The organism is Nocardiopsis sp. M1B1 (assembly GCF_052466615.1).
Window position 1 is genome coordinate 5857585 of record NZ_CP196194.1, and the last position, 21160, is coordinate 5878744.

19 protein-coding genes are annotated in these 21160 nt (G+C 73.2%); 12 read left to right on the top strand and 7 right to left on the bottom strand.

Going from position 1 to position 21160, the window contains the following annotated elements:
- Nucleotides 1–483: 483 nt before the first annotated feature.
- Nucleotides 484–1701 (bottom strand): ROK family protein, encoded by a 1218-nt coding sequence (locus tag ACSTA4_RS25365; protein WP_444961288.1) that lies wholly within the window; start codon nt 1699–1701, stop codon nt 484–486.
- Nucleotides 1702–1816: 115 nt separating this feature from the next.
- Here ACSTA4_RS25365 and ACSTA4_RS25370 point away from each other — a divergent pair, with 115 nt between their 5' ends.
- From ACSTA4_RS25370 to ACSTA4_RS25405, 8 genes are all read left to right on the top strand, one after another.
- Complete coding sequence (locus tag ACSTA4_RS25370; protein WP_444964274.1) at nt 1817–2959, top strand: Gfo/Idh/MocA family protein; 1143 nt, start codon at nt 1817–1819, stop codon at nt 2957–2959.
- Nucleotides 2956–4677, top strand: coding sequence for a sugar ABC transporter ATP-binding protein (locus tag ACSTA4_RS25375; RefSeq protein WP_444961289.1), 1722 nt, complete (start codon nt 2956–2958; stop codon nt 4675–4677). The genes ACSTA4_RS25370 and ACSTA4_RS25375 overlap by 4 nt, the downstream gene beginning before the upstream one ends.
- The gene (locus tag ACSTA4_RS25380; protein ID WP_444961290.1) at nt 4674–5783 is read left to right on the top strand and encodes an ABC transporter permease subunit; all 1110 of its coding nucleotides are present in this window, start codon (nt 4674–4676) and stop codon (nt 5781–5783) included. Before ACSTA4_RS25375 ends, ACSTA4_RS25380 begins: the two co-directional genes overlap by 4 nt.
- Nucleotides 5780–6859, top strand: a complete 1080-nt coding sequence (locus ACSTA4_RS25385) for an ABC transporter permease (protein ID WP_444961291.1) — start codon at nt 5780–5782, stop codon at nt 6857–6859. Before ACSTA4_RS25380 ends, ACSTA4_RS25385 begins: the two co-directional genes overlap by 4 nt.
- A gap of 2 nt (nt 6860–6861) precedes the next feature.
- On the top strand, nt 6862–8061 hold the full coding sequence (locus ACSTA4_RS25390) for a substrate-binding domain-containing protein (protein WP_444961292.1): 1200 nt from the start codon (nt 6862–6864) through the stop codon (nt 8059–8061).
- Nucleotides 8062–8934, top strand: a complete 873-nt coding sequence (locus ACSTA4_RS25395) for a sugar phosphate isomerase/epimerase family protein (protein WP_444961293.1) — start codon at nt 8062–8064, stop codon at nt 8932–8934.
- A gap of 202 nt (nt 8935–9136) precedes the next feature.
- Nucleotides 9137–9865 carry a hypothetical protein gene (locus ACSTA4_RS25400; RefSeq protein WP_444961294.1) on the top strand — a complete coding sequence of 243 codons (729 nt, stop codon included), beginning with the start codon at nt 9137–9139 and terminating at the stop codon, nt 9863–9865.
- A 34-nt stretch (nt 9866–9899) separates the two neighbouring features.
- Nucleotides 9900–10904 carry a sugar phosphate isomerase/epimerase family protein gene (locus ACSTA4_RS25405; RefSeq protein WP_416023503.1) on the top strand — a complete coding sequence of 335 codons (1005 nt, stop codon included), beginning with the start codon at nt 9900–9902 and terminating at the stop codon, nt 10902–10904.
- A gap of 64 nt (nt 10905–10968) precedes the next feature.
- Here ACSTA4_RS25405 and ACSTA4_RS25410 read toward each other — a convergent pair whose 3' ends face one another.
- From ACSTA4_RS25410 to ACSTA4_RS25425, 4 genes are all read right to left on the bottom strand, one after another.
- Nucleotides 10969–11214: a hypothetical protein gene (locus ACSTA4_RS25410; protein WP_248772090.1), complete on the bottom strand. Its 246-nt coding sequence runs from the start codon at nt 11212–11214 to the stop codon at nt 10969–10971.
- Nucleotides 11215–11321: 107 nt separating this feature from the next.
- Nucleotides 11322–11693 carry a hypothetical protein gene (locus ACSTA4_RS25415; RefSeq protein WP_212642733.1) on the bottom strand — a complete coding sequence of 124 codons (372 nt, stop codon included), beginning with the start codon at nt 11691–11693 and terminating at the stop codon, nt 11322–11324.
- Nucleotides 11694–11788: 95 nt separating this feature from the next.
- Entirely contained in the window at nt 11789–12277 is a 489-nt protein-coding gene (locus tag ACSTA4_RS25420; protein ID WP_212642732.1) for a hypothetical protein, read from the bottom strand.
- 411 nt (nt 12278–12688) lie between these two features.
- Nucleotides 12689–13384, bottom strand: coding sequence for a carbonic anhydrase (locus tag ACSTA4_RS25425; protein WP_444961295.1), 696 nt, complete (start codon nt 13382–13384; stop codon nt 12689–12691).
- A gap of 521 nt (nt 13385–13905) precedes the next feature.
- Between ACSTA4_RS25425 and ACSTA4_RS25430 the strand changes: the two genes are divergently transcribed.
- From ACSTA4_RS25430 to rsgA, 4 genes are all read left to right on the top strand, one after another.
- Nucleotides 13906–14439 carry a TetR/AcrR family transcriptional regulator gene (locus ACSTA4_RS25430; protein WP_071622772.1) on the top strand — a complete coding sequence of 178 codons (534 nt, stop codon included), beginning with the start codon at nt 13906–13908 and terminating at the stop codon, nt 14437–14439.
- Between the two features lie 351 nt (nt 14440–14790).
- The gene (locus tag ACSTA4_RS25435; protein WP_444961296.1) at nt 14791–15630 is read left to right on the top strand and encodes an MHYT domain-containing protein; all 840 of its coding nucleotides are present in this window, start codon (nt 14791–14793) and stop codon (nt 15628–15630) included.
- A 146-nt stretch (nt 15631–15776) separates the two neighbouring features.
- Entirely contained in the window at nt 15777–16643 is an 867-nt protein-coding gene (locus ACSTA4_RS25440; RefSeq protein WP_444961297.1) for an MHYT domain-containing protein, read from the top strand.
- Nucleotides 16644–16870: 227 nt separating this feature from the next.
- The gene (rsgA, locus tag ACSTA4_RS25445; protein WP_444961298.1) at nt 16871–17983 is read left to right on the top strand and encodes a ribosome small subunit-dependent GTPase A; all 1113 of its coding nucleotides are present in this window, start codon (nt 16871–16873) and stop codon (nt 17981–17983) included.
- A gap of 159 nt (nt 17984–18142) precedes the next feature.
- On the opposite strand, the gene ACSTA4_RS25450 is transcribed toward rsgA, so the two are convergent.
- Both ACSTA4_RS25450 and metG read right to left on the bottom strand, forming a co-directional pair.
- Nucleotides 18143–19066 (bottom strand): TatD family hydrolase, encoded by a 924-nt coding sequence (locus tag ACSTA4_RS25450; RefSeq protein WP_444961299.1) that lies wholly within the window; start codon nt 19064–19066, stop codon nt 18143–18145.
- A 76-nt stretch (nt 19067–19142) separates the two neighbouring features.
- On the bottom strand, nt 19143–20960 hold the full coding sequence (gene metG / locus ACSTA4_RS25455; RefSeq protein WP_444961300.1) for a methionine--tRNA ligase: 1818 nt from the start codon (nt 20958–20960) through the stop codon (nt 19143–19145).
- Nucleotides 20961–21160 lie beyond the last annotated feature (200 nt).

Genomic DNA, 21160 nt, shown 5'->3' on the forward strand with positions numbered 1-21160 from the left:
CTCGAAGCCCGGAAAACCCCGCCCCTTCTGCCGTTTCTCAGCTCTCCCCCACTCCCCCAAGGCCCCGGAAGACGCTGCCGGCCAGCGGGTCGGCGCCCGTGCGCGGCACGACCGCGGCGAGCCGCCCGACGTCGGCCGTCCTCCGGGGCCGCGAAGCGGAGATCCGGCCGCGTCCCCGCCCTCCAGGACCGGCCGGATCTCCTTTTCCGCGAAAGGCCGACAAGGGGCACCGGGGACTCCGGTGTTTCCGCCCGGGAATCGGTGTTCCGACCGCCGCGCGGCCGAACCGACGGGTGTTCGGACGCACCGGACGCGCGTTCTCCCTTTCGGGGCTTCTTCCCTTCCGCGGCACCCTTGTGGCGTCCGCGACCTGACGGAGCATCCGCACTCCAGCGCCCCGCGTCCCGAGGCGGCTCCGTGCGCCGAGGCACGGCCCGGGTCCCGCCCTGAGGTCCCCGTCCGGAACCACGGGCCTTGCCCGGCTCAGCCGTTGATCAGCGCGTCGGCGTGCTCGGGGCTCAGGCAGTGCTCGATCACCATGACCGCCGCGCCGACCACGCCCGCGCTCTCGCCCGCCACGGACGAGACGATGCTCAGGTGCTCGGTGGCCAGCGGCAGCGACCGCTGGTAGATGATCTCCCGCACCCCGGCGAGCAGGTGGTCCCCGGCCAGGGCGAGCGCGCCGCCGATGACGATGACCGACGGGTTGAACATGTTCACCGACGCGGCGAGCACCTCGCCGATGTCGCGGCCCGCCTGGCGCAGCGCGCGCAGGGCGGGCACGGACCCGTTGCGGGAGAGCTCGACCACGGCGCGGGCGCCGCTCGCGGGCACCCCCTCGGCGGTGAGCGCGGCGGCCAGGGCGGCGCCGCTGGCCACGGCCTCCAGGCAGCCGGTGTTGCCGCAGCGGCAGGGCCGCTCGTCGCCGCTGGGGACGTGGATGTGCCCCATGTCCCCGGCCGCGCCCTGCGCGCCCCGGTAGACGCTGCCCTCGCTGACGATGCCGCAGCCGATGCCCGTGGCGACCTTGACGAACATCAGGTGGCTGGCCTGGGGCCAGGCCGTGTGGTGCTCCCCGATCGCCATGATGTTGACGTCGTTGTCCACCAGGACCGGCACGTCGAGCCGGTCGTGGACGTAGCCGGGCACGTCGAAGTTGTCCCACCCCGGCATGATCGGCGGGTTCACCGCGCGCCCGGTGGTGTGCTGGACGGGGCCGGGCAGGCCGATGCCCAGGCCGAGCAGCTCGTCCACGCGCCGGTCCGCGCCCTCCAGCAGCCCCCGGCCCCGCTCCACGACCCAGTCCAGGACGTGCTCGGGTCCCAGGGCGATGTCCAGGTCCGCGCGTTCCTCGGCGAGCACGGTCCCCGACATGTCGGTGAGGGCCAGGCGGGCGTGGGTGGCTCCCAGGTCGGCGGCCAGGACCACGCGGGCGTCCGGCTGGAACGAGAAGGTCGTGGGCGGCCTGCCCCCGGTGGAGACGGCCTCGCCGGCGGGTCCGATGAGCCCGCTGGCGAGCAGGGCGTCCACGCGCTGGGTGACGGTCGAGCGGGCCAGACCTGTGACCGAGGCCAGCTCCGAGCGGGTGCGCGGCCGGCCGTCGCGCAGGAGTCGGAGCAGGGTGCCCGCACCGGGTGCGGTGGTCGGAGCGACGGCCGTACCGGGTCGTCCCTCCGTGTGGGTCAGCGCGTCTTCCGTCATGCGAACAGTGAAGCACAGGATCTATTGACTGTCCGTCATCCGTCTATTGCAGATAGATCCTACGACTTTTGCTTGACGATCGACAGAAGTCCGGCGTACCGTTCGGTGCATGTCAGTGAGTAAGGTCACAAGCCTGGGTGAGGCGGCCGATCCCGGGTCGACCGCCCCCAACGCCTACCGCGCCGCGGTGATCGGCACCGGCTTCATGGGGCGGGTCCATTCCCACGCCGTCCGCGCCGCGGGAGGCGAGGTCGTCGGGGTCGCGGGCTCCTCCCACGGCAAGGCCGAGCAGTTCCGCACCGCGCACGGCGTCGCCCGGGCCCACGCCGACGCCCTCGAACTCGTCCGCAGCGACGACGTGGACGTGGTCCACGTGTGCACGCCCAACCACCTGCACGCGCCGCTGAGCCTGGCCGCCCTGGCCGCGGGCAAGCACGTCGTGTGCGAGAAACCCCTGGCCACCGACGCCGACACCGCCCGCGAGCTGGTCCGGGCCGCGGAGGAGGCCGACCGGGTCGCCGTCGTCCCCTTCGCCTACCGCTTCCACCCCATGGCCCGCGAGGCGCGCGCCCGCGTGGCCTCGGGCTCCATCGGCCGCGTCAGCCTCGCCCACGGCGGCTACCTCCAGGACTGGCTCCTGTACCCCGACGAGGACAACTGGCGGGTGGACCCCGAGCTGGGCGGCCCCACCCGCGCGTTCGGGGACATCGGCTCGCACTGGTGCGACATGCTGGAGTTCGTCACCGGCGACCGCATCACCTCGGTCAGCGCCCAGACCTCACGGGTCAACGACACCCGCGCCGGGCGCTCGGTGGCCACCGAGGACCTGGTGGCCTTCCAGTTCTCCACCGCGGGGGGCGTGGTCGGCAGCGCCGTCATCAGCCAGGTCTCCCCCGGCCGCAAGAACCGGCTCGTGCTGGAGGTCTCCGGCACCGAGGGCACCCTGCTGTTCGACCAGGAGCGGCCCGAGACCCTCTGGGCGGGCGGCCGGGGCCGCACCTGCACCATCAGCCGCGACGACCCGGAGCTGAGCGCCGACGCCGCGCGCCTGTCCACGACCCCCGTCGGCCACCCGCAGGGCTACCAGGACTGCTTCAACGCGCTCGTGGCCGACACCGGGGCCGCCATCGCCGGGCGGGCCCCCGAGGGCCTGCCGGTGTTCGCCGACGGCCTGCGCGCCGCCGTGCTGGCCGAGGCCGTCCTGACCTCGGCGCGGGAACGCCGCTGGGTCGACGTGCCGGAGGTGGACGGGGCATGAGCGGCCCGCCCCTGCTCCGGATGAGCGGCATCACCAAGTCCTTCCTGGGCGTGCGCGTCCTGCACGGGATCGACCTGGAACTCCACCCCGGCGAGCTGCACGCCCTGGTCGGCGAGAACGGGGCGGGCAAGTCCACCCTGATGAAGGTGTTGGCCGGGGTGCACCGGGCGGACGGGGGCACGGTCGAACTGGAGGGCGCTGCCGTCTCCTTCGAGCACCCCGTCCAGGCCCAGCGCGCGGGCGTGACCACGGTCTTCCAGGAGTTCAACCTCCTGCCCGACCGCACCGTCGCCGAGAACGTCTTCCTCGGCCGCGAGATCCGCCGCCGCGGCCTGGTGGACGGCCGGGCCATGGAGCGGGCCGCCGCCGAACTGCTCGCCGAACTCGGCCTGGAGGGCATCGACCCCCGGGCCCGGGTGCGGTCGCTGTCGGTGGCCGAGCAGCAGATCGTGGAGATCGTCAAGGCGCTCTCGCACGACGCGCGCATCATCTCCATGGACGAGCCGACCGCCGCGCTGGCCGACCACGAGGTGGAGGTCCTCTACCGGATCATCGGCCGCCTGCGCGAACGCGGCGTGGCGGTGCTGTACGTGTCGCACCGCATGCGGGAGATCTTCGACCTGGCCGACACCATCACCGTGCTCAAGGACGGCCACCTCGTGGACACCGTCCCCGCCGGTGAGATCGGTCCGGCCGAGCTGGTCCGCAAGATGGTCGGGCGCCCGGTCTCGGCGGTCTTCCCCGAGCCCCTGGAGCCGGACGGCGAGCATGTGGGACGGGTGCGGCTGTCGGTCACCGGAGGCGGCAACACCCAGCTGGACGGGATCGGCTTCGAGGTGCGCGGCGGCGAGATCCTGGGCCTGGGCGGGCTCCAGGGCAGCGGGCGCACCGAGGTCGCCCACGCCCTCTTCGGCGTCGAGCGCTTCACCCGGGGCGAGGTCCGCGTGGACGGGCGGCGGGTGGACCCGCGCTCGCCGCGCACGGCGGTGCGCGCGGGCCTGGTGCTGGTCACCGAGGACCGCAAGGCGCAGGGGCTGGCGCTGAACCAGTCGGTGGCGGCCAACGGCCGCCTGGTCCTGGACGCGGTCTGGCCCCTGGGCTCGGCGCGCGGGGCCCGGCGGCTGCCCGGCATCCTCTCCTCCCTGGAGCTGGTGGCGCGCGGCGGCCAGGAGCAGGAGGTCCGGTACCTGTCCGGCGGCAACCAGCAGAAGGTCGTGCTGGCCAAGTGGCTGGCGGCCGAACCCGGCGTGATGGTGCTCGACGAGCCCACGCGCGGCATCGACGTGGGCGCCAAGCAGGCCGTCTACCGGCTCATGCGCGAGCTGGCCGCGGCCGGTGTGGCGATCGTGCTCATCTCCTCCGAGCTGCCCGAGCTGATCGGCATGTCCGACCGGCTGGTCGTCCTGCGGGACGGCCGGGTGGCGGGCGAGCTGCCCGGCGGGGCCGCCGAGGAGGCGGTCATGGCGATGGCCACCGGATCGCCGCACCCGGGCGGGGCCGCCGCACCGGTCCCCGAGGAGTATCCGGCCGCCGGATCAGCCGCCGAGCAGGGCCCGGACGCCGAGGAGGGTCCAGCCACCGGATCGGCCGCCGAGCAGGACGCGGCCGCCGCTCCACCCCGCCCGGGCGGTACCACCCCACCGGCCTCCGAGGGCGGCCCGGCCGCCGGGGCCGGCAACGGCGGCTCCCCCGCACGGCACGAGGAGGCCGCCCCGTGACACCCCCACCGACCTCCGTCCTCCGGAGCCTGCGCGCCCGGACGGGCACCACCGGGCTGGTCTACCTGGCCCTGGTGCTGCTGCTCGCGGTCAGCGCGGCCTTCGTGGCCGCCCGGGGCGGCAACCTGTTCACCACCGCCAACACCGTCGACCTGCTCACCCGCAGCAGCCTGCTGGGCTTCCTGGCCATCGGGATGACCCTCGTCATCCTGTGCCGCTCCCTGGACCTGTCGGTCGGCTACGTGGCCGCCCTGTCCACCGTGGTCGCGGCCACCACCATGGCGGGCGACCCCTCCCGGATCGTGCTCGGCGCGGCCGCCGCCCTCGGCCTGGCCGCGCTGATCGGCCTGGTCAACGGGCTGGTGGTCACGGGGCTGCGGGTCAACCCCTTCATCGCCACCCTGGGCATGGGGCTGGTGATCAAGGGCTACCTGGACACGAACTTCCAGGGCCCGGCCGGGGCGGTACCCCCCGCCTTCCAGGCCTTCGGCTACACCCGGATCGGCGTGCTGCCCGTCTCCACCCTGGTCATGCTGGGCGTGGCGGTGGCGGCGGTGCTGTTCCTGAGCCGCACCCGGATGGGCTACCACATCTACGCCGTCGGCGGCGACGCCGACGTGGCCCGGCTCTCCGGGGTCCGCTCCGGGGTGCCCACGGTCACCGCGCACGTGCTGTGCTCGGTCACCGCCGGTGTGGCCGGCCTGCTGCTGGCCGCCCGGTTCGGCACCGGCAGCGCCACCGTCTACTCCGGGGGCTACGAACTGGAGGCCATCGCGGCCGTGGTGCTGGGCGGGACCTACCTGCTCGGCGGGCGCGGCGGCGTGGCCGGGACCGTGGCGGGTGTGCTCATCCTCGCCACGCTCGACACCGTGTTCAACGTGCTGGCGGTCGACCCGTTCGTCAAGGACGTGCTGCGCGGCGTCATCGTCATCGCCGCCGTGGCCGTCTACGCCCGCGGCGGGCGCTCCGCCGTGCGGACGCGCTTCCCCTCCGGCGGCGCGCCGCCGTCCTCCCCCGTGCCGCGGCCCGCCCCGGACACCGGGACCGCCCCCGATCCGGACCCCGGGACGGGGTCCGCACCGCAACCCCTCGGAGGCCGCCGATGACCCCGACCCCCACCCAGGACGCGCGCGGGTACGAGTCGCGCGGTCCGGGCCCGCTGGCCGCGCTGGCCGCGCTGGGCCGGGGCGGCACGGCGACCGTCGCGCTGCTGCTGGCGCTGATCTTCGTGGTGATCGCCACCCAGAACCCCTCCTTCTTCGAGGGGCCGCCGCTGATGGCCTTCGCCAAGAAGGCCGCGCCGCTGGTGATCCTGGCCATCGGCCAGTACCTGGTGATCGTCTCCGGGGAGTTCGACCTGTCGGTCGGGTCCCTGGTGGGCGCGCAGGTGGTGATCGCGGCCCGCCTCATCGACGGCGACGAGGCCATGACCTGGCCGGTGATCGGCCTCATGCTGGCCTTCGGCCTGGTCGTGGGCCTGGTCAACGGCCTGGTGACCACGCTGCTGCGGGTGCCGTCGATCATCACCACGCTCGGCACGATGCTCATCCTGTTCGGCGCCGTGCGCTACTGGACCGGCGGGGCGCCCACCGGAGCGCTGACGGAGTCCTTCCGCGTGTTCGGGCGGCAGGGGATCGAGGGCGTGCCCGTCCTCGGCGAGATCCCGTGGGCGCTGCTCATCGCCCTGGCGCTGGCGGCGGGCGCGGTGGTGCTCATGCGCTCGCCCTACGGCCGCGCCCTCGTGGCGACGGGCGACAACGACGTCGCCGCCGCCTTCTCGGGGGTGCGGGTGTGGCGGGTGCGCACGATGGCCTTCGTCGGCTCCTCCCTCATGGCCACCGTCGCCGCCGTCCTCATCGGCGGCTACGCCGGGGTCACCGCGCAGGTCGGCGACGGGCTGGAGTTCACCGCGATCACCGCCGTGGTCCTGGGCGGGGTGGTGCTGGGCGGCGGGCGCGGCACCGTGGTCGCCGCCGTCCTGGGCGCCCTGACCGTGGAGGCCCTGTTCACGCTGTTCAACCAGCTGTACCTGCCCTCGACGCTCCAGCCCACGGTGCAGGGGCTCATCATCATCGCCGCGGTGGCCTACGCCGCCCGCCGGGGCGACCTTCGACTGCCGGAGCGCCTGCGACGGCGACCGGACCATCCGACCGAGCGGCCGCTCGGCACTTCCAGGAGGTAACCATGCGCGTCCCCCGCGTGCTGCTCGCCGGCGCCGCCGGCCTGACCCTGACGCTCACGGCGTGTACGACGGACGCCCCCACCGACGCCCCCGAGGAGGCGGGCGCCGAACTCACCCCCGACGGTGAGTGGTTCGACGAGGCCGAGTTCGAGGCGCAGCTCGCACAGCGCGAGATCACCCCGGAGGGCCCCGAGGACCAGCCCTGGCTCCAGGCGATCGAGCCCGAGTGGATCGACACCTCGGAGTTCGCGCACGACGCGCCCGAGGACGCGACGCTGTGCTTCTCCAACGCCTCGGTGTCCAACCCCTGGCGCGTCACCGGCTTCATCACCATGGAGCAGCAGGTGGAGGCGCTCCAGGAGGAGGGGCGCATCGGCGAGTTCCGGGTGTCGGACGCCGCCGACGACGACAACCAGCAGATCTCCGACATCCAGGCCTTCGTGGACTCCGGGGACTGCGACGTCATCATCATCTCCCCCTCCACCACCGCGACCCTGACCCCGGCTGTGGAGACCGCCTGTGAGAGCGGCGTCCCGGTCGTGGTCTTCGACCGCGGCGTGAACAGCGACTGCATGGTCACGTTCATCCACCCGATCGGCGGCTACGCCTACGGCGCGGACGCGGCCGAGTTCCTGGTCGAGGAGCTGGAGCCCGGTTCGACCGTGCTGGCGCTGCGCATCCTGCCCGGCGTGGACGTGCTCGAACACCGCTGGGCGGCGGCCCAGGAGATCTTCGCCGACAGCGAGCTGGAGGTGCTCGGCCACGAGTTCACCGAGGGCGACGGCGCCATGATCAAGGACCTGGTCTCCCAGCACCTCCAGCGCGGCGAGGTCGACGGCATCTGGATGGACGCCGGGGACGGCGCCGTGGCCGCCCTGGAGGCCTTCGAGGACGCGGGCCAGCCCTACCCGGTGATCTCCGGGGAGGACGAGCTGAGCTTCATGCGCAAGTGGCAGGAGGAGGACCTCACCGCGATCGCGCCCGTCTACTCCAACTTCCAGTGGCGGACCCCGGTCCTGGCCGCCGACATGATCCTCGCCGGCGAGGAGGTGCCCTCGGAGTGGATCCTGCCCCAGGAGCCGATCCGCCAGGACGAGCTGGACGAGTACCTGGAGCGCAACGCGGAGATGCCGTCCCTGCACTACGCGAAGTTCGGCGGCGAGGACCTGCCGGGCTTCCCCGAGGCCTGGACGGACAGGTAGATGCGCGCGCTGGGGGTCAACACCTGGGTGTGGACGTCGCCGCTGACCGACGCCGCGCTGGAGCGGATCGCGCCCCGCGTGGCGGAGTGGGGGTTCGACGTGATCGAACTCCCCGTGGAGAACGCGGGCGACTGGGACCCCCGGCGCGCCCGGGCCCTGCTGGACGGGCTGGGCCTGACGGCCAGCGTCGTGCTGGTCATGGGGCCGGGCCGGGAACTGGTCGCGACCGACGCGGCCACCCGCTCGGCCACGCAGGACTACCTCAGGCGGGTCGTGGACGCGGCCGCGGCGGTGGGCTCCCCCGTCGCCGCCGGTCCGGCCTACTCCTCGGTCGGCCGCACGTGGCGGATGTCCCCGCGTGAGCGGGCGGGGATCGGCGCGGAGCTGACCGAGGCGCTGGCCCCCGTGGTCGGGCACTGCTCGGCCGCGGGGGTCCGGCTGGCGGTGGAGCCGCTCAACCGGTACGAGACGAGCGTGCTCAACACGGTGGACCAAGGGCTGGAGATGCTGGCCGACCTGCCCGCGGAGCACTGCGGGCTGGCCCTGGACGTCTACCACATGAACATCGAGGAGCGGGACGTGGCGGCGGCCGTGCGGCGCGCCGCGGGCAGGCTCGCGCACGTGCAGGTGTGCGCGAACGACCGCGGCGCCCCCGGGGCCGACCACCTGGACTGGAGCGCGATCCTCGGCGCGCTCGACGACGCGGGGTACGGAGGCCCCCTGGTGATCGAGTCGTTCACGGCGGACAATGCCAGCATCGCCACGGCGGCCTCCGTCTGGCGACCGTTGGCGGCGACCCAGGACGCGATCGCCGTCGACGGCCTGGCCTTCCTTCGCGCCCTGAGCCGACGAGAGGAGCCGCCGTGCAGGTAGGCAGCGCTCCTCGGGGTCCGCGGTCCGCGCCTACGGGCGCGGCCGGGCCCCACGGGGGACGGGAGCCGACCGCCGTGTCCGCACCACGGCCGCCGGTGCCCCCGGGCCAGGAGGAAACGTCCACCACCCCCGCTCGGTGCCGCGCTCGCCGGAAAGCGCTGACTGAGGTAGGGCGGCTCCATCCCCACGAGGAGACGTCACCATGCCCGCTCACAAGACCCCCTCCGCCGCCGGTTCCGAGTTCCCGGACCCGGTGGCGGACACCCCCGCCACCTGGTGGCTGACCGGGGTGTCGTTCGCGGTGGCCGGTGCCGCCGTCGCCTCCGCCGTGTTCCTCGGCGGTGACGGCGCGAACGGCGCCTCCGCCGCGCCGCAGGCCTCCGCGGACCACCCCGACGCCGACCAGGTCGGCTCGCTGCTCACCCACACCCGCACGGCCCACGAGGGACTCGTCCCCGTGGTGGAGGACATGGAGGAGTTCCTGCCCACCGACGGATCACACCCGCCCCTGGAGTTGACCGAGGCCTCGGTGGTCAACTCCTGGCGCACCGAGGTGCAGGCCGCCTCGGTGCACTTCGGCGAGGTTCCCGAGTCCGGCGTCGCCCACCGGACCGCGCACGCGGGCCTGGTGTCCTCCGTCCGGCTGCTGTCCATGTCGGTCGACACCTACGCCAAGGCCGCCCTGATCGAGGACGAGGACCTGCGCATGGACGTCCTGCACATCGCCATGGAACTGCGCGACGAGGCGGTCGTGTCGTGGTCGGTGGCGGCCACGCACCTGGACGCGGTGAGCGTGGACGCCGGGCACGGCCACGTCCACCTGTACCTGCCCGCCGCCCCCGACAGCGGCGCCCTCGCGCCCGACGGCGCCGAGGCGGACGCGGGGCCGGAGGGCGCCGGGGAGGGCCCCGGCGACGGACACGACCACTGACCACCAAACCCCCCTACTCCAGGAGGAGACGAACATGCCGCGACCAGTCACCCTGTTCACCGGGCAGTGGGCCGACCTGCCCTTCGAGGAGGTGTGCTCCCTGGCCGCTTCGTGGGGCTACGACGGCCTGGAGGTCGCCTGCTGGGGCGACCACCTCGACGTCACCCGGGCCGCCGTGGACGACGACTACGTGCGCGACCGGCTGGACACGCTCAAACGCCACGGGCTGGGCCTGTGGGCGATCTCCAACCACCTGCTGGGCCAGGCCGTCTGCGACGACCCGATCGACCACCGCCACCGCGACATCCTGCCCGCGCGGGTGTGGGGCGACGGCGAGCCCGAGGGCGTGCGTCAGCGGGCCGCCGAGGAGATGAAGGCCACCGCCCGCGCCGCCGCCAGGCTCGGCGTGTCCACCGTGGTGGGCTTCACGGGCTCGGCCGTCTGGAAGTACGTGGCGATGTTCCCGCCGGTGGGCGAGGACGTCATCGAGGCCGGATACCGCGACTTCGCCGACCGGTGGAACCCGATCCTGGACGTGTTCGACGAGGTGGGGGTGCGTTTCGCGCACGAGGTGCACCCCTCCGAGATCGCCTACGACTACTGGTCCACGCAGAAGGCGCTGGAGGCGGTGGGACACCGCCCGGCCTTCGGCCTGAACTGGGACCCCAGCCACATGGTGTGGCAGGACATCGACCCGGTCGGGTTCCTGTGGGACTTCCGGGACCGGATCTACCACGTGGACTGCAAGGACGCCCGCAAGCGGGTGGGCAACGGCCGCAACGGGCGGTTGGGCTCCCACCTGCCGTGGGGTGATCCGCGCCGGGGCTGGGACTTCGTCTCGACCGGGCACGGCGACGTGCCCTGGGAGGACTGCTTCCGCACGCTGAACGCGATCGGCTACCAGGGGCCGATCTCGGTGGAGTGGGAGGACGCGGGCATGGACCGGCTGGTCGGGGCGGCCGAGGCGGTGGAGTTCGTGCGCTCCCACGCCTACGACCCGCCGGAGGCGTCGTTCGACTCCGCCTTCGGGTCGGACTGACCCGGCTCCAGGCGCGGCGGCGGGGCGGCGCGTACCGGGGATCCCCCTCGACCGTGAGGCGGGGTCAGATCATCGGGGCGATGACCACCCGGTAGTGCCCCCCGTCGGCGGTCGAGACGTCGCAGCGGAAGTCGTTGACCCGGTTGACGGAGCCCTGCACCGCGCTGTCGCCGAAGGCCGCGGTGTCCACCCCGGGCAGGTGCTTGCGGATGAAGGACACCGCCTCCTGGACGGACATGGCGGTGTCCTTCTGCTCTGGGGTGACGCGCAGTCCGTTGTCGGTGAGACGGCTGATAACGACCCGGAACATGTGCTGTCTCCCTAGGGTGCCGGGGGGCGGACACCGGCATTCTGCCCCATCGCCTCCCCGGCTGGGAATCCTCCGGGCGGTCGGGGGCGCCGGTGCGGCCCGTCCGGTCAGACCTCCAGGTCCGCCTCGATGCCCTTGAGGCGGTGCCTGGCCAGGGCGAGGTTGCCCCGGGAGCGGTCCAGGGCCAGGTAGAGGAAGAGCCCCTGCCCCTTGCGGCTGGTGAGGGGCCGGATGATGTGGTACTGCCCGGACAGGGTGATGAGGATGTCCTCGATCACGTCGTTGAGCCCCAGCTGGTCCATGGTGCGCATCTTCGCGCGGACCACCTCGGTGTTCCCGGCGGCGGCCACGGTGAGGTCGAGGGTGTTGGTGGAGGCGAGGGTGCCCAGCGCCATCCCGCTGCTGTAGTCGACGACGGCGGCGCCCACAGCCCCCTCGATCTCCATCATCTCCTTGAGCCCGGCTTCGATGTTCGGCATGTCCTTCTCTCTCCTTGACGTGGGTCGGCGCGGCGCCCTGCGGTCGGCGATCCAGCGGCGCAGGCCGGAGGCGCCTCGGCGGGGCTGCCCACCGGTCACGCGGCCACCGGCCGGGGGCGCTCGACGGACAGCGTCCGCAGCGCGGTGAGCACGCGTTCCAGCACCTTGCGGTCCACGGACGCGACCGCCGGCGCGGCGGGGCGGGGCAGGTCCCGCCGGGGCGGGCGGTCCGTGTCGTCGCGGGGAGGCGGCACCCTCGCCGTGCGCACCAGGTCGCGCAGCCGCCGCAGGGTGAAGCCGAGGCTGCCCTCCGTGCGGCCCATCCGGACCCGTACGCACAGGTCGGAGCCGTCCAGGACGGCGAACAGCACGTGGTGGTCGGTGTCGGTGACGACGACGTCCTCCACCCGCTGGTCGGCGCACAGGGGGCCCTCCCTGACGGCCCTGAGGATCGCCGCCGCGTCCGCGGCCGGATCGTCGGCGCCGACGTGGGCGAGGACGCGCCCGCGCCGCCAGTCGACGAGGCAGGCACTGCGCACCCCCGGCGTCTGGAGCATCTCCCGCAACTGCTGGTCGAAGCGCACGTCGGTCCTTTGCGAAGGCTGGGGCCGGATCTTGCGTCGGCCCGCGACGAATCAGGCTAACTGTCCTTTGCGGACATCACGAGAATAGGCGTCATGCGTTCGCACCGCAGCCTTTTCAGTGATTTATTATGTTATGCCTGACCGGAGGGGGTGGCGGAAAGCCGAAAGGAGGACGAGGAGGCGCCGGCGCGTGTTTCGCCCCGCGGAGAAAGGAGAACGGTTCCGGTGTCGCGTGCGGTCACCTTTTCTCCCTTTCGGGGGCTTCGGGACCTCGGACCCGGGTGGCGTCGGCACGGGGGCGGGCGGCGCGGCCGCCCGGAGAGGAGCGGGAAGACGGGAGGGGACGGGAGGGTGGGCGGGAGCGACCGGGGGCACGGGTCCGTGATCGGGCGGGCGCGGGACGGCGCCGGGTCAGAGCCAGACGACCTCGGAGGTCTCCAGGTCGTAGCGGGCGGGAACCACGTCCAGGCGGCCGGACTCGACCAGCTCGCGCAGGTCGGCGTCCACCCGGAGCTGGTCGGCGATGTACTCGGCGTTGGCCCGGACGCAGGCGTCCACGAAGTCGCCGCCGTCGTCGGGGGTGGCATCGACCACCGGCAGGATCCCCTCCACCAGGTAGCCGACGTGGCCGTGCGGGACCTCTCCGGTCTCGTGGGCCTCCACGGCCGCGGTGACCGCGCCGCATGAGGAGTGCCCCAGGACGACGATGAGCGGGACCGCCAGGTGCACGGCGGCGTAGCTGATGCTGCCCAGGACGGACTCGTCCAGGACCTGGCCCGCGGAGCGGACGGTGAACAGGTCGCCGAGCCCGCGGTCGAAGACCAGTTCGGGCGCCACACGGGAGTCCCCGCAGGCCAGGACCACGGCGAAGGGGCTCTGTCCGCGCGCCATCTCCTCCCTGCGGGCGGGGCCCTCGTTGGGATGGCGGGAGTCGTACCGGCGCCAGCGCCTGTTGCCCCGCTTGAGGAGGCGCAGCGCCTCCGCGGCGTCCCCCGGCTGGGGCGCGGGCATGGGGGCCGACCAGGCTGGGGCGGAGGCAGCGGCGACTGCGGCACCGACCCCTCCGGTGAGGGAAACGCGCAGGGCGTTACGACGGGTGATGGCCATGGGGGGTCTCATCCTTGACGTCGACAAATATGGACTTTTGCCGTCAAACGAGGGACAAATTACTCTTGCCCCATGAACCAGATCAAGGGTTTTTAACGCACCCCTAACGCCCTTCACCGAGGCGCGCACCCGAAACGGACGCGAAGGAATCCCTTTCCGTGCCGCTGAACTCGCACAACGCCGAACCCGGACGTTTTCCCCGATTCGCCCGCCCTTCTCCGGCCGTGACGAGAAGTGCTTTCCCGAGCACTCCGCGCGACCTGGATGCGGGCGCGGGCCGGGGGCGCCCCGGGCCCGGGATAGGATGTGTTACCAACCGACCGTTCGTTAGGAAATCCTCGTGGGGACCGGCGACGGAGGACGCGCCCGCGGCCGTCCCCGCCCACGGAGCCGCTCCCCACCAGGTAGATTCGACAACCGTGTCCAGATCTTCCCCTGTCGAACCAGCACCCTCCCGCCGCGCCGCAGCGGGGCGGCGACGCTCCGGCCGCCCCGGCCACGACGCCGACTCCGTCCTGCGCGTGGCCGCACGCGTGTTCAACGAACGCGGGTACGACGGCACGAGCATGGAGGACCTGGCGCGCGCCCTGGGCGTGACCAAGTCGGCCATCTACCACCACGTCACCGGCAAGACCGAGCTGCTGCGCCGCTCCCTGGACCTGGCCATGGACGCCCTGTTCGCGGTCACCCGCGAGGAGGCCTCGACCACCGGTCCGGCCATCGACCGCCTGGAGCACGTGCTGCGCGGCAGCGTCCGGGTGCTGGTGGACGAGCTGCCCCACGTGACCCTGCTGCTGCGGGTGCGCGGCAACACCGAGGTGGAGAAGCGCGCGCTGGAGCGGCGCCGGGCGTTCGACCACCTGATCGCCGACCTGGTGCGCGAGGGCGCGGCCGACGGCGACATCCGCCCGGACGTGGACCCCGCGGTCGCGGCGCGCCTGCTGTTCGGCATGGTCAACTCGATCTCGGAGTGGTACAAGCCGGACCGCGGGCTGGACTCCGACGAGATCGCCGACACCCTGGCGAGGATCGCCTTCGCGGGCCTGCGCGCCTGAGAGCCGCAGGGCCCGAGGGCCCGGGCGGGGTGGCGCCTTCGGGTCCGCGAGCCCGGGGACCGGAGCGGAGGAGCACCGGGGACCGCCTTCGCGGGCCGGAGGGCCGGAGCGCCCGGCGGTCTTCCACGGCCCCTCCCCGCGGCCCGCACACGAAGTCCCCGCGCATGACAAGCGTCACGGACGGCGCGGTCACCGTGCGCCGCTTCCCCGAGGGGGCAGGGCCGCACCGAGCCCCGTTCGGTAACCCGTCGCCGCGTGGTCACCGGCGTGTGGTCCAGCTCTGACCAGCGCTCCTTAGGATGACCTTATTCTCATCCCCCTCATCCTCCTCACCAGCCGGAGCGGCGTCCCATGATCGACCACTTCACCCAGGGGCCGCTGACGCCCGCGATCGCCTACGCGGTCTCCGTGATCGGTTCCTTCGTGGGACTGATGTTCGCCGCCCGGGCCCGCCGGGCCGCCGGCGCCTCCTACTGGACGTGGCTGTCGCTCAGTGCGGTCTGCCTGGGCGGAACGGCCGTGTGGTCGATGCACTTCATCGCCATGATGGGCTTCGAGGTGTCGGGGACGGCCATCCGCTACGACCCCGTGCTGACCGTGGCCAGCGGCCTGCTCGCCGTCCTGGTCATGGGCGTCGCCCTGCACCTGACCATCAACCTGCGCACGACCTGGTCGCTGCTGGCGGGAGGCGCCATCGCCGGGACCGGCATCGTGGCCATGCACTACATGGGGATGGCCTCCATCAACATGCGCGGCCACATGGGGCACGACCCGCTGTACGTGGTGCTGGCCGCCGTCATCGCCCTGGTCGCGGCGACGGTCGCCCTCTGGTTCGCGCTGCGGCTGCGGGGGATCCTCGCCACGCTCGCCGCCTCCGCGGTCATGGCGGTAGCGGTCTGCTGCATGCACTACACCGGCATGTTCGGCGTGCACGTCACGATGGACGTGACCGCGAGCGCGGCGCCCGTGCCCGGGTCGACCGGCGCGGATCTGCTGCTGCCGCTGGTCATCGGGCAGTTCGTCTTCCTCCTGGCGTGCAGCCTGCTGCTGATGCTGGGTGTGGAGGACACCGGCGCGGGCGGGGACCGCGCGGCACGGGCGGGGAAGGACTCCACCGCACCCCCGGAGGAGAGCGCGGAGGCCTACGCCGCCCGGCACCGCTCCGCCGACGTGTGGGCCCGGCGGAACTGAGGGTCGCGCCAGTGTTCCCCTGAGTTGCCCCTGGCCACATCAGGCCACACACGTTCGGGAACACCCCTGGCGCATCAGTCTCAGGCCTCCCTACTATCCATGGAACCCGACCGAAACGGGACCAAGGTCATGGAAAGTAGTGCGCCGTGCTCGACCACCTCGCCCAGGACTGGCTGACCCCCTCCATCGCCTTCGCGGTCTCGGTGATCGGGTCGTTCCTCGGGCTGTCCTTCGCCTCACGCGCGCGCCGGACGAGCGGACTCGTCCGGTGGCAGTGGCTGACCCTGGCCTCCCTCGCCCTGGGCGGGGTGGCCGTGTGGTCGATGCACTTCATCGCCATGATGGGCTTCTCCCCGCCCGGCACGGCCATCCGCTACGACGCCGCGCTCACCGTGGTCAGCGGCGTCATCGCCATCGCGGTGATGGCCGTGGCGCTCACCCTGACCATCCGCAGGAGGACGGCCCCCCGGCTCCTGCTGGGCGGTCTCATCGCCGGGACCGGCATCATCGCGATGCACTACCTCGGCATGTCCTCGATGAACGTGCACGGGGAGATCCACCACGACCCGCTCTACGTCGCCCTGGCCTGCGTGATCGCCCTGGTGGCCGCCACCGCCTCCCTGTGGTTCGCCTCCCGGCTGCGCGGTCTCCCCGCCATCACCGCCGCCTCCGTGGCCATGGCCGTCGCGGTGACCACCATGCACTACACCGGCATGGTGGGCGTCCACTTCACGGAACCGCGCTTCTCCCGGCACAGCCCCCCGGACGGTTCCAGCGCGCCGGACCTGGTGCTGCCCCTGCTCGCGGGCCTGTTCGTCTTCATGCTGATCTGCAGCCTCTTCCTCCTGCTGGGGGTGGAGGAGGAGCGCCCGGACTACTCCCGGCGCGCGCCCGCCCCCGACGCGCCCGCCTCCGGGAGCGGACCGGAGGAGCCCGCCGCGGAGTACGTTCCGCGGCACGCCACCGCCGCGCAGACCGCGCCCTCCGACGACGTGTGGACCAGGCGCCGCTGAGCCGCGCCGTTCCCCGACCGGGCCCCCGTCCGGAAAACCCGTGGTGCGCTCCGCCCCTCCGGTCCTAAGCTCGCCGGAGCGGAGCGCGCCGTGTCCTCGGCGCCGACGACGGAGAGGAAGCAGTGATGACCGTTCCTGCGCATGGTTCGAACCCGACCTTCCCGACCGTTCGCGAGCCCTGAGGGGCACTTCCCCTCCTGACGGCTCGCCGCTCCAGAGAGTCCGTCGTGAACACGTACGACAGCACAGACACACCCGCCCCCTCCCCGCTGGCCGCGCTGGGGTGGAACCGCCGCGTCGAGCGGGCCTTCGACGCCGTCGCCGCGGCGAGCCCCCACCCGGTGGTCCCCGCGCGCGTCTCCTCCTCACGCCGGGGCGGAGCGGTGGTCCGCCTCCCCGGGGAGGCCGCCGCCGACTACTCCCCCGCCGTCACCAGGGCCGCCCAGGCCGACCCGTCCTCCGCTCCGTGCGGCGGCGACTGGGTCGCGGTGCGCCGCTCCGGCGACACCTGGGTCGTCGAGGCCGTCCTCGAACGCTCCGGCAGCCTCGTCCGCCAGGGCGTGGCCCGGGACTCCCACGACCAGGTCCTGGCCGCCAACATCGACGGCGTCCTGGTCTGCGAGGCCGCCGACCAGGGGCCCAACGTGGGCCGCCTGGAACGCTTCCTCAGCCTGGCCTGGGCGAGCGGGGCCTCCCCGGTCGTGGCGGTCACCAAGGCCGAGCTGGCCGGGGACCGCCTCCCCGAGGTGCTCGAACTCGTCGGCTCGGTGACCGCGGGCGCCGACGTGCACACCGTCAGCGCGCACACCGGCCTCGGCGTGGAGGAACTGGCCGCGCGGTTCCTGCCCGGCACCACCTGGGTCCTGCTCGGCACCTCCGGAGCGGGCAAGTCCAGCCTGGTCAACGCGGTGGCCGGGCGGAACCTGATGGACACCGGCGAGATCCGCCACGACCGGCGGGGGCGGCACACCACCACCCGCCGCCAGCTCCTCCAGCTGCCGGGCGGCGCACTGGTCCTGGACATCCCCGGGGTGCGGCGCATCGACGTGCCCGGCGACGCCCGCGGCGTGGACCGGACCTTCGCCGACGTCTCCGACCTCGCCGAACGGTGCCGCTTCCGGGACTGCCGCCACGGCGGCGAGCCGGGCTGCGCGGTCGCCGCCGCCGTGGACGAGGGCGAGCTGGACGCCCGGCGGTTGGAACGCTGGAACCGGCTCCGGCGCGAGTCCGAGTGGAACCGCTCCCGGGGCGACGCGCGGCTGCGCGCCGAGCGCCGCAAGCAGTGGAAGGCCGCCGACCGGCAGGGCCGGGAGAACGCCTGGCGCAAGCGCGGGGGCTGAGCAGGCGGTTGAGCGGGACGGCTGGCGCGCCGCCTCCGGTGTGGGCGGCGCGCTGTCGTCGGGGCGGGGTTTCCGCGTTCTCCCCGGAACGCGGGAACCCCGCCGCCGTTCGGGTACGCCACGGTCCGGCGGCGAGGACACGCGGCCGCGTGTCCCGGATCAGAACCCGAACGCGCGCCCCGCGTTGCCCGCGATGATCCCGGCGAGTTCGTCCTCGTCCATGCCCTTGACCCCCGCCAGCGTCCGCAGCGTGTGCGGGATCAGGTAGGGGGCGTTGGGGCGACCCCGGTAGGGCTTGGGGGTGAGGAAGGGCGCGTCGGTCTCCACCAGCATCAGCTCCGGCGGCGCCGCGGCGGCGGCCTCGCGCAGGGACTCGGCACTGGCGAAGGTGACGTTGCCCGCGAAGCTCATGAAGTACCCGTGCTCGGCGCACACCTTGGCCATGGCCGCGTCGCCGGAGAAGCAGTGGAAGACCACCCTGTCCGGCGCGCCCTCCTCCTCCAGGATCCGCAGCACGTCCTCGTGGGCGTCGCGGTCGTGGATCATCACGGCCTTGCCGTGGCGCCTGGCGATGTCGATGTGGCGGCGGAAGGACTCCTCCTGGGCCCGCGCGCCCTCGGGGCCGGTGCGGAAGGTGTCCATGCCGGTCTCGCCGACCGCCACCACGTGGGGCAGCGCGGCCAGCTCGTCGATGGCGGCCAGCTGCGCCTCCAGCTCCGCCGTCCCGCCGGGCTCGCGGAGCCTGCCCGCCCAGTCGGTGTCGTCCACCTCCACGCCCGGGGCGCCGTCACCGTGCACGATGCGCGGCGCCTCGTTGGGGTGCAGGGCCACCGCCGCCCACACCTTGCCCGGGTGCGCGGCGGCCACCTCGGCCGCCCACCGCGAGGAGGCCAGGTCCACGCCCACCTGGACGAGCGGGGTCACCCCGACGCCCTCGGCGGCGGCGATGATCTCCTCGACCTCCGGGGTCTGCATGTCCATGTGGGTGTGGCTGTCGGCCACCGGTACGCGCAGGGGCTCGGGTACCGGAGGGGGCGTCTGGTCGTTGCGCTCCCTGACCGCTCTGCCGCTGCGCTTTCCCATGCTCACGTTCCTCCACGAAGAAGCGCCGACGGGCGGTGCCCGCCGGCGCGGTCGTCCTTTCCGCCGCGGCCGGAGCCTACCCGGCGGCGCCCTCCAGGCGGGCCAGCTCCTCGTCCACGACCGACTGGTCGAGCTTGGCGAACAGCGGCTCCGGGCGGCCGAGCGGGGTGCCCACCGCGATCGGCCGCGACTCCCAGCGCGCCTCGTTGCCGGCGTAGTCCCCGGTGATGACCGGGTACTCCACCTCCTCCTCCGAGCCGCCGATCGTGTCGCGCCCGGCGTCGATGCGGGGCATGCCCGTCCAGGTGCCGGTGCCGCCGAGCATCGCGTACACCTTGTTCGCCGACTCGGGCAGGTACGGGGTGAGCAGCGTGTTGGCGTCCTGGACCAGTTGGAGGGCCACGTGCAGCACGGTGGCCATCCGCTCGGGGTCGGTCTTCTTCAGCGCCCACGGAGCCTGGTCGGAGATGTACTTGTTGGCCTCGGCCACGGTGCGCATGGCCTCCTGCAGGCCCGCCTTGAACTGGGACCGCTCCAGCCGCTCGCCCACCCGCGCGAACGCGGCCCGCGAGTCCTCCAGCACCCGGCGGTCCTCGTCGGTCAGCTCACCGGCCGCCGGGATCTCGCCCAGGTTCTTGGCCGCCATCGAGATGGAGCGGTTGACCAGGTTGCCCCAGGCCGCCACCAGCTCGTCGTTGTTGCGGCGCACGAACTCGGCCCAGGTGAAGTCGGTGTCCTGCGTCTCGGGACCGGCGGCCATGATGTAGTAGCGCAGCGCGTCGGCGGAGTAGCGCTCCAGGAAGTCGCGCACGTAGATCACCACGCGCCGCGAGGAGGAGAACTTGCGCCCCTCCATGGTGAGGAACTCGCTGGAGACCACCTCGGTGGGCACGTTCAGCTCGCCCAGCGGGCCGGGCTCGCCGCCCCGGTCGCCCTCGCCGTTGTGGCCCAGCAGGATCGCGGGCCAGACCACCGAGTGGAAGACGATGTTGTCCTTGCCCATGAAGTAGTAGGACCGGGCCTCGTCGCCCTGCCACCAGCGGCGCCAGGCCTCGGGCTCGCCGATGCGCCGGGCCCACTCCACCGACGCCGACAGGTAGCCGATGACCGCGTCGAACCACACGTACAGGCGCTTGTTGGCGTTGTCGCTCCAGCCCTCCAGCGGGACGGGCACGCCCCAGTTGAGGTCGCGGGTGACCGCGCGCGGCTGGAGGTCCTCCACCAGGTTCAGGGAGAACTTGAGGACGTTGGGCCGCCACTGCCCCTCCTTGCCCTTGAGCCAGGTGGTCAGGGCTTCGGCGAAGGCGGGCAGGTCGAGCATGAAGTGCTCGGTGTCCACGAACTCCGGCTTCTCGCCGTTGATCCGCGAACGCGGCGAGATGAGGTCGATCGGGTCGAGCTGGTTGCCGCAGTTGTCGCACTGGTCGCCGCGCGCGCCGTCGTAACCGCAGATGGGGCAGATGCCCTCGATGTAGCGGTCGGGCAGCGTACGGCCGGTGGACGGCGACACCGCGCCCTTGGTGGTGTGGGCGAACACGTACCCGTTCTCGTGCAGCGCGGTGAACAGCTGCTGCGCGACGGCGTAGTGGTTGCCGGTGGTGGTGCGGGTGAACAGGTCATAGGACAGGCCCAGGCCCACCAGGTCCTCGGCGATGATCCGGTTGTAGCGGTCGGCCAGCTCGCGGGGGGTCACACCCTCCTGGTCGGCCAGGACCTGCACCGGGGTGCCGTGCTCGTCGGTCCCGCTGACCATCAGCACGTGGTTGCCCGACATTCGCTGGAAGCGGGAGAAGACGTCGGAGGGGACTCCGAAGCCGGACACGTGACCGATGTGGCGCGGTCCGTTGGCATAGGGCCAGGCGACCGCGGTCAGGATGTGACGATTCGACGACATGACCCAAGCCTAAAGGCGGCGGCGGCCTGCCGTGCACTCCTTTCCCCCGCGCGCGGCCCCCGGGCGAGCGCACCGGGCGGCGCGCGCCGGGCCGGGCCCGGTTTCCCGCGCGGTCCGGGGCACGGCCCCGCCCGCGGTCCGGGGCACGGGCGGCCCGGCGGTGCGACAGGGGCCGAAGGGACATTCCCCGGGGCTTGCCG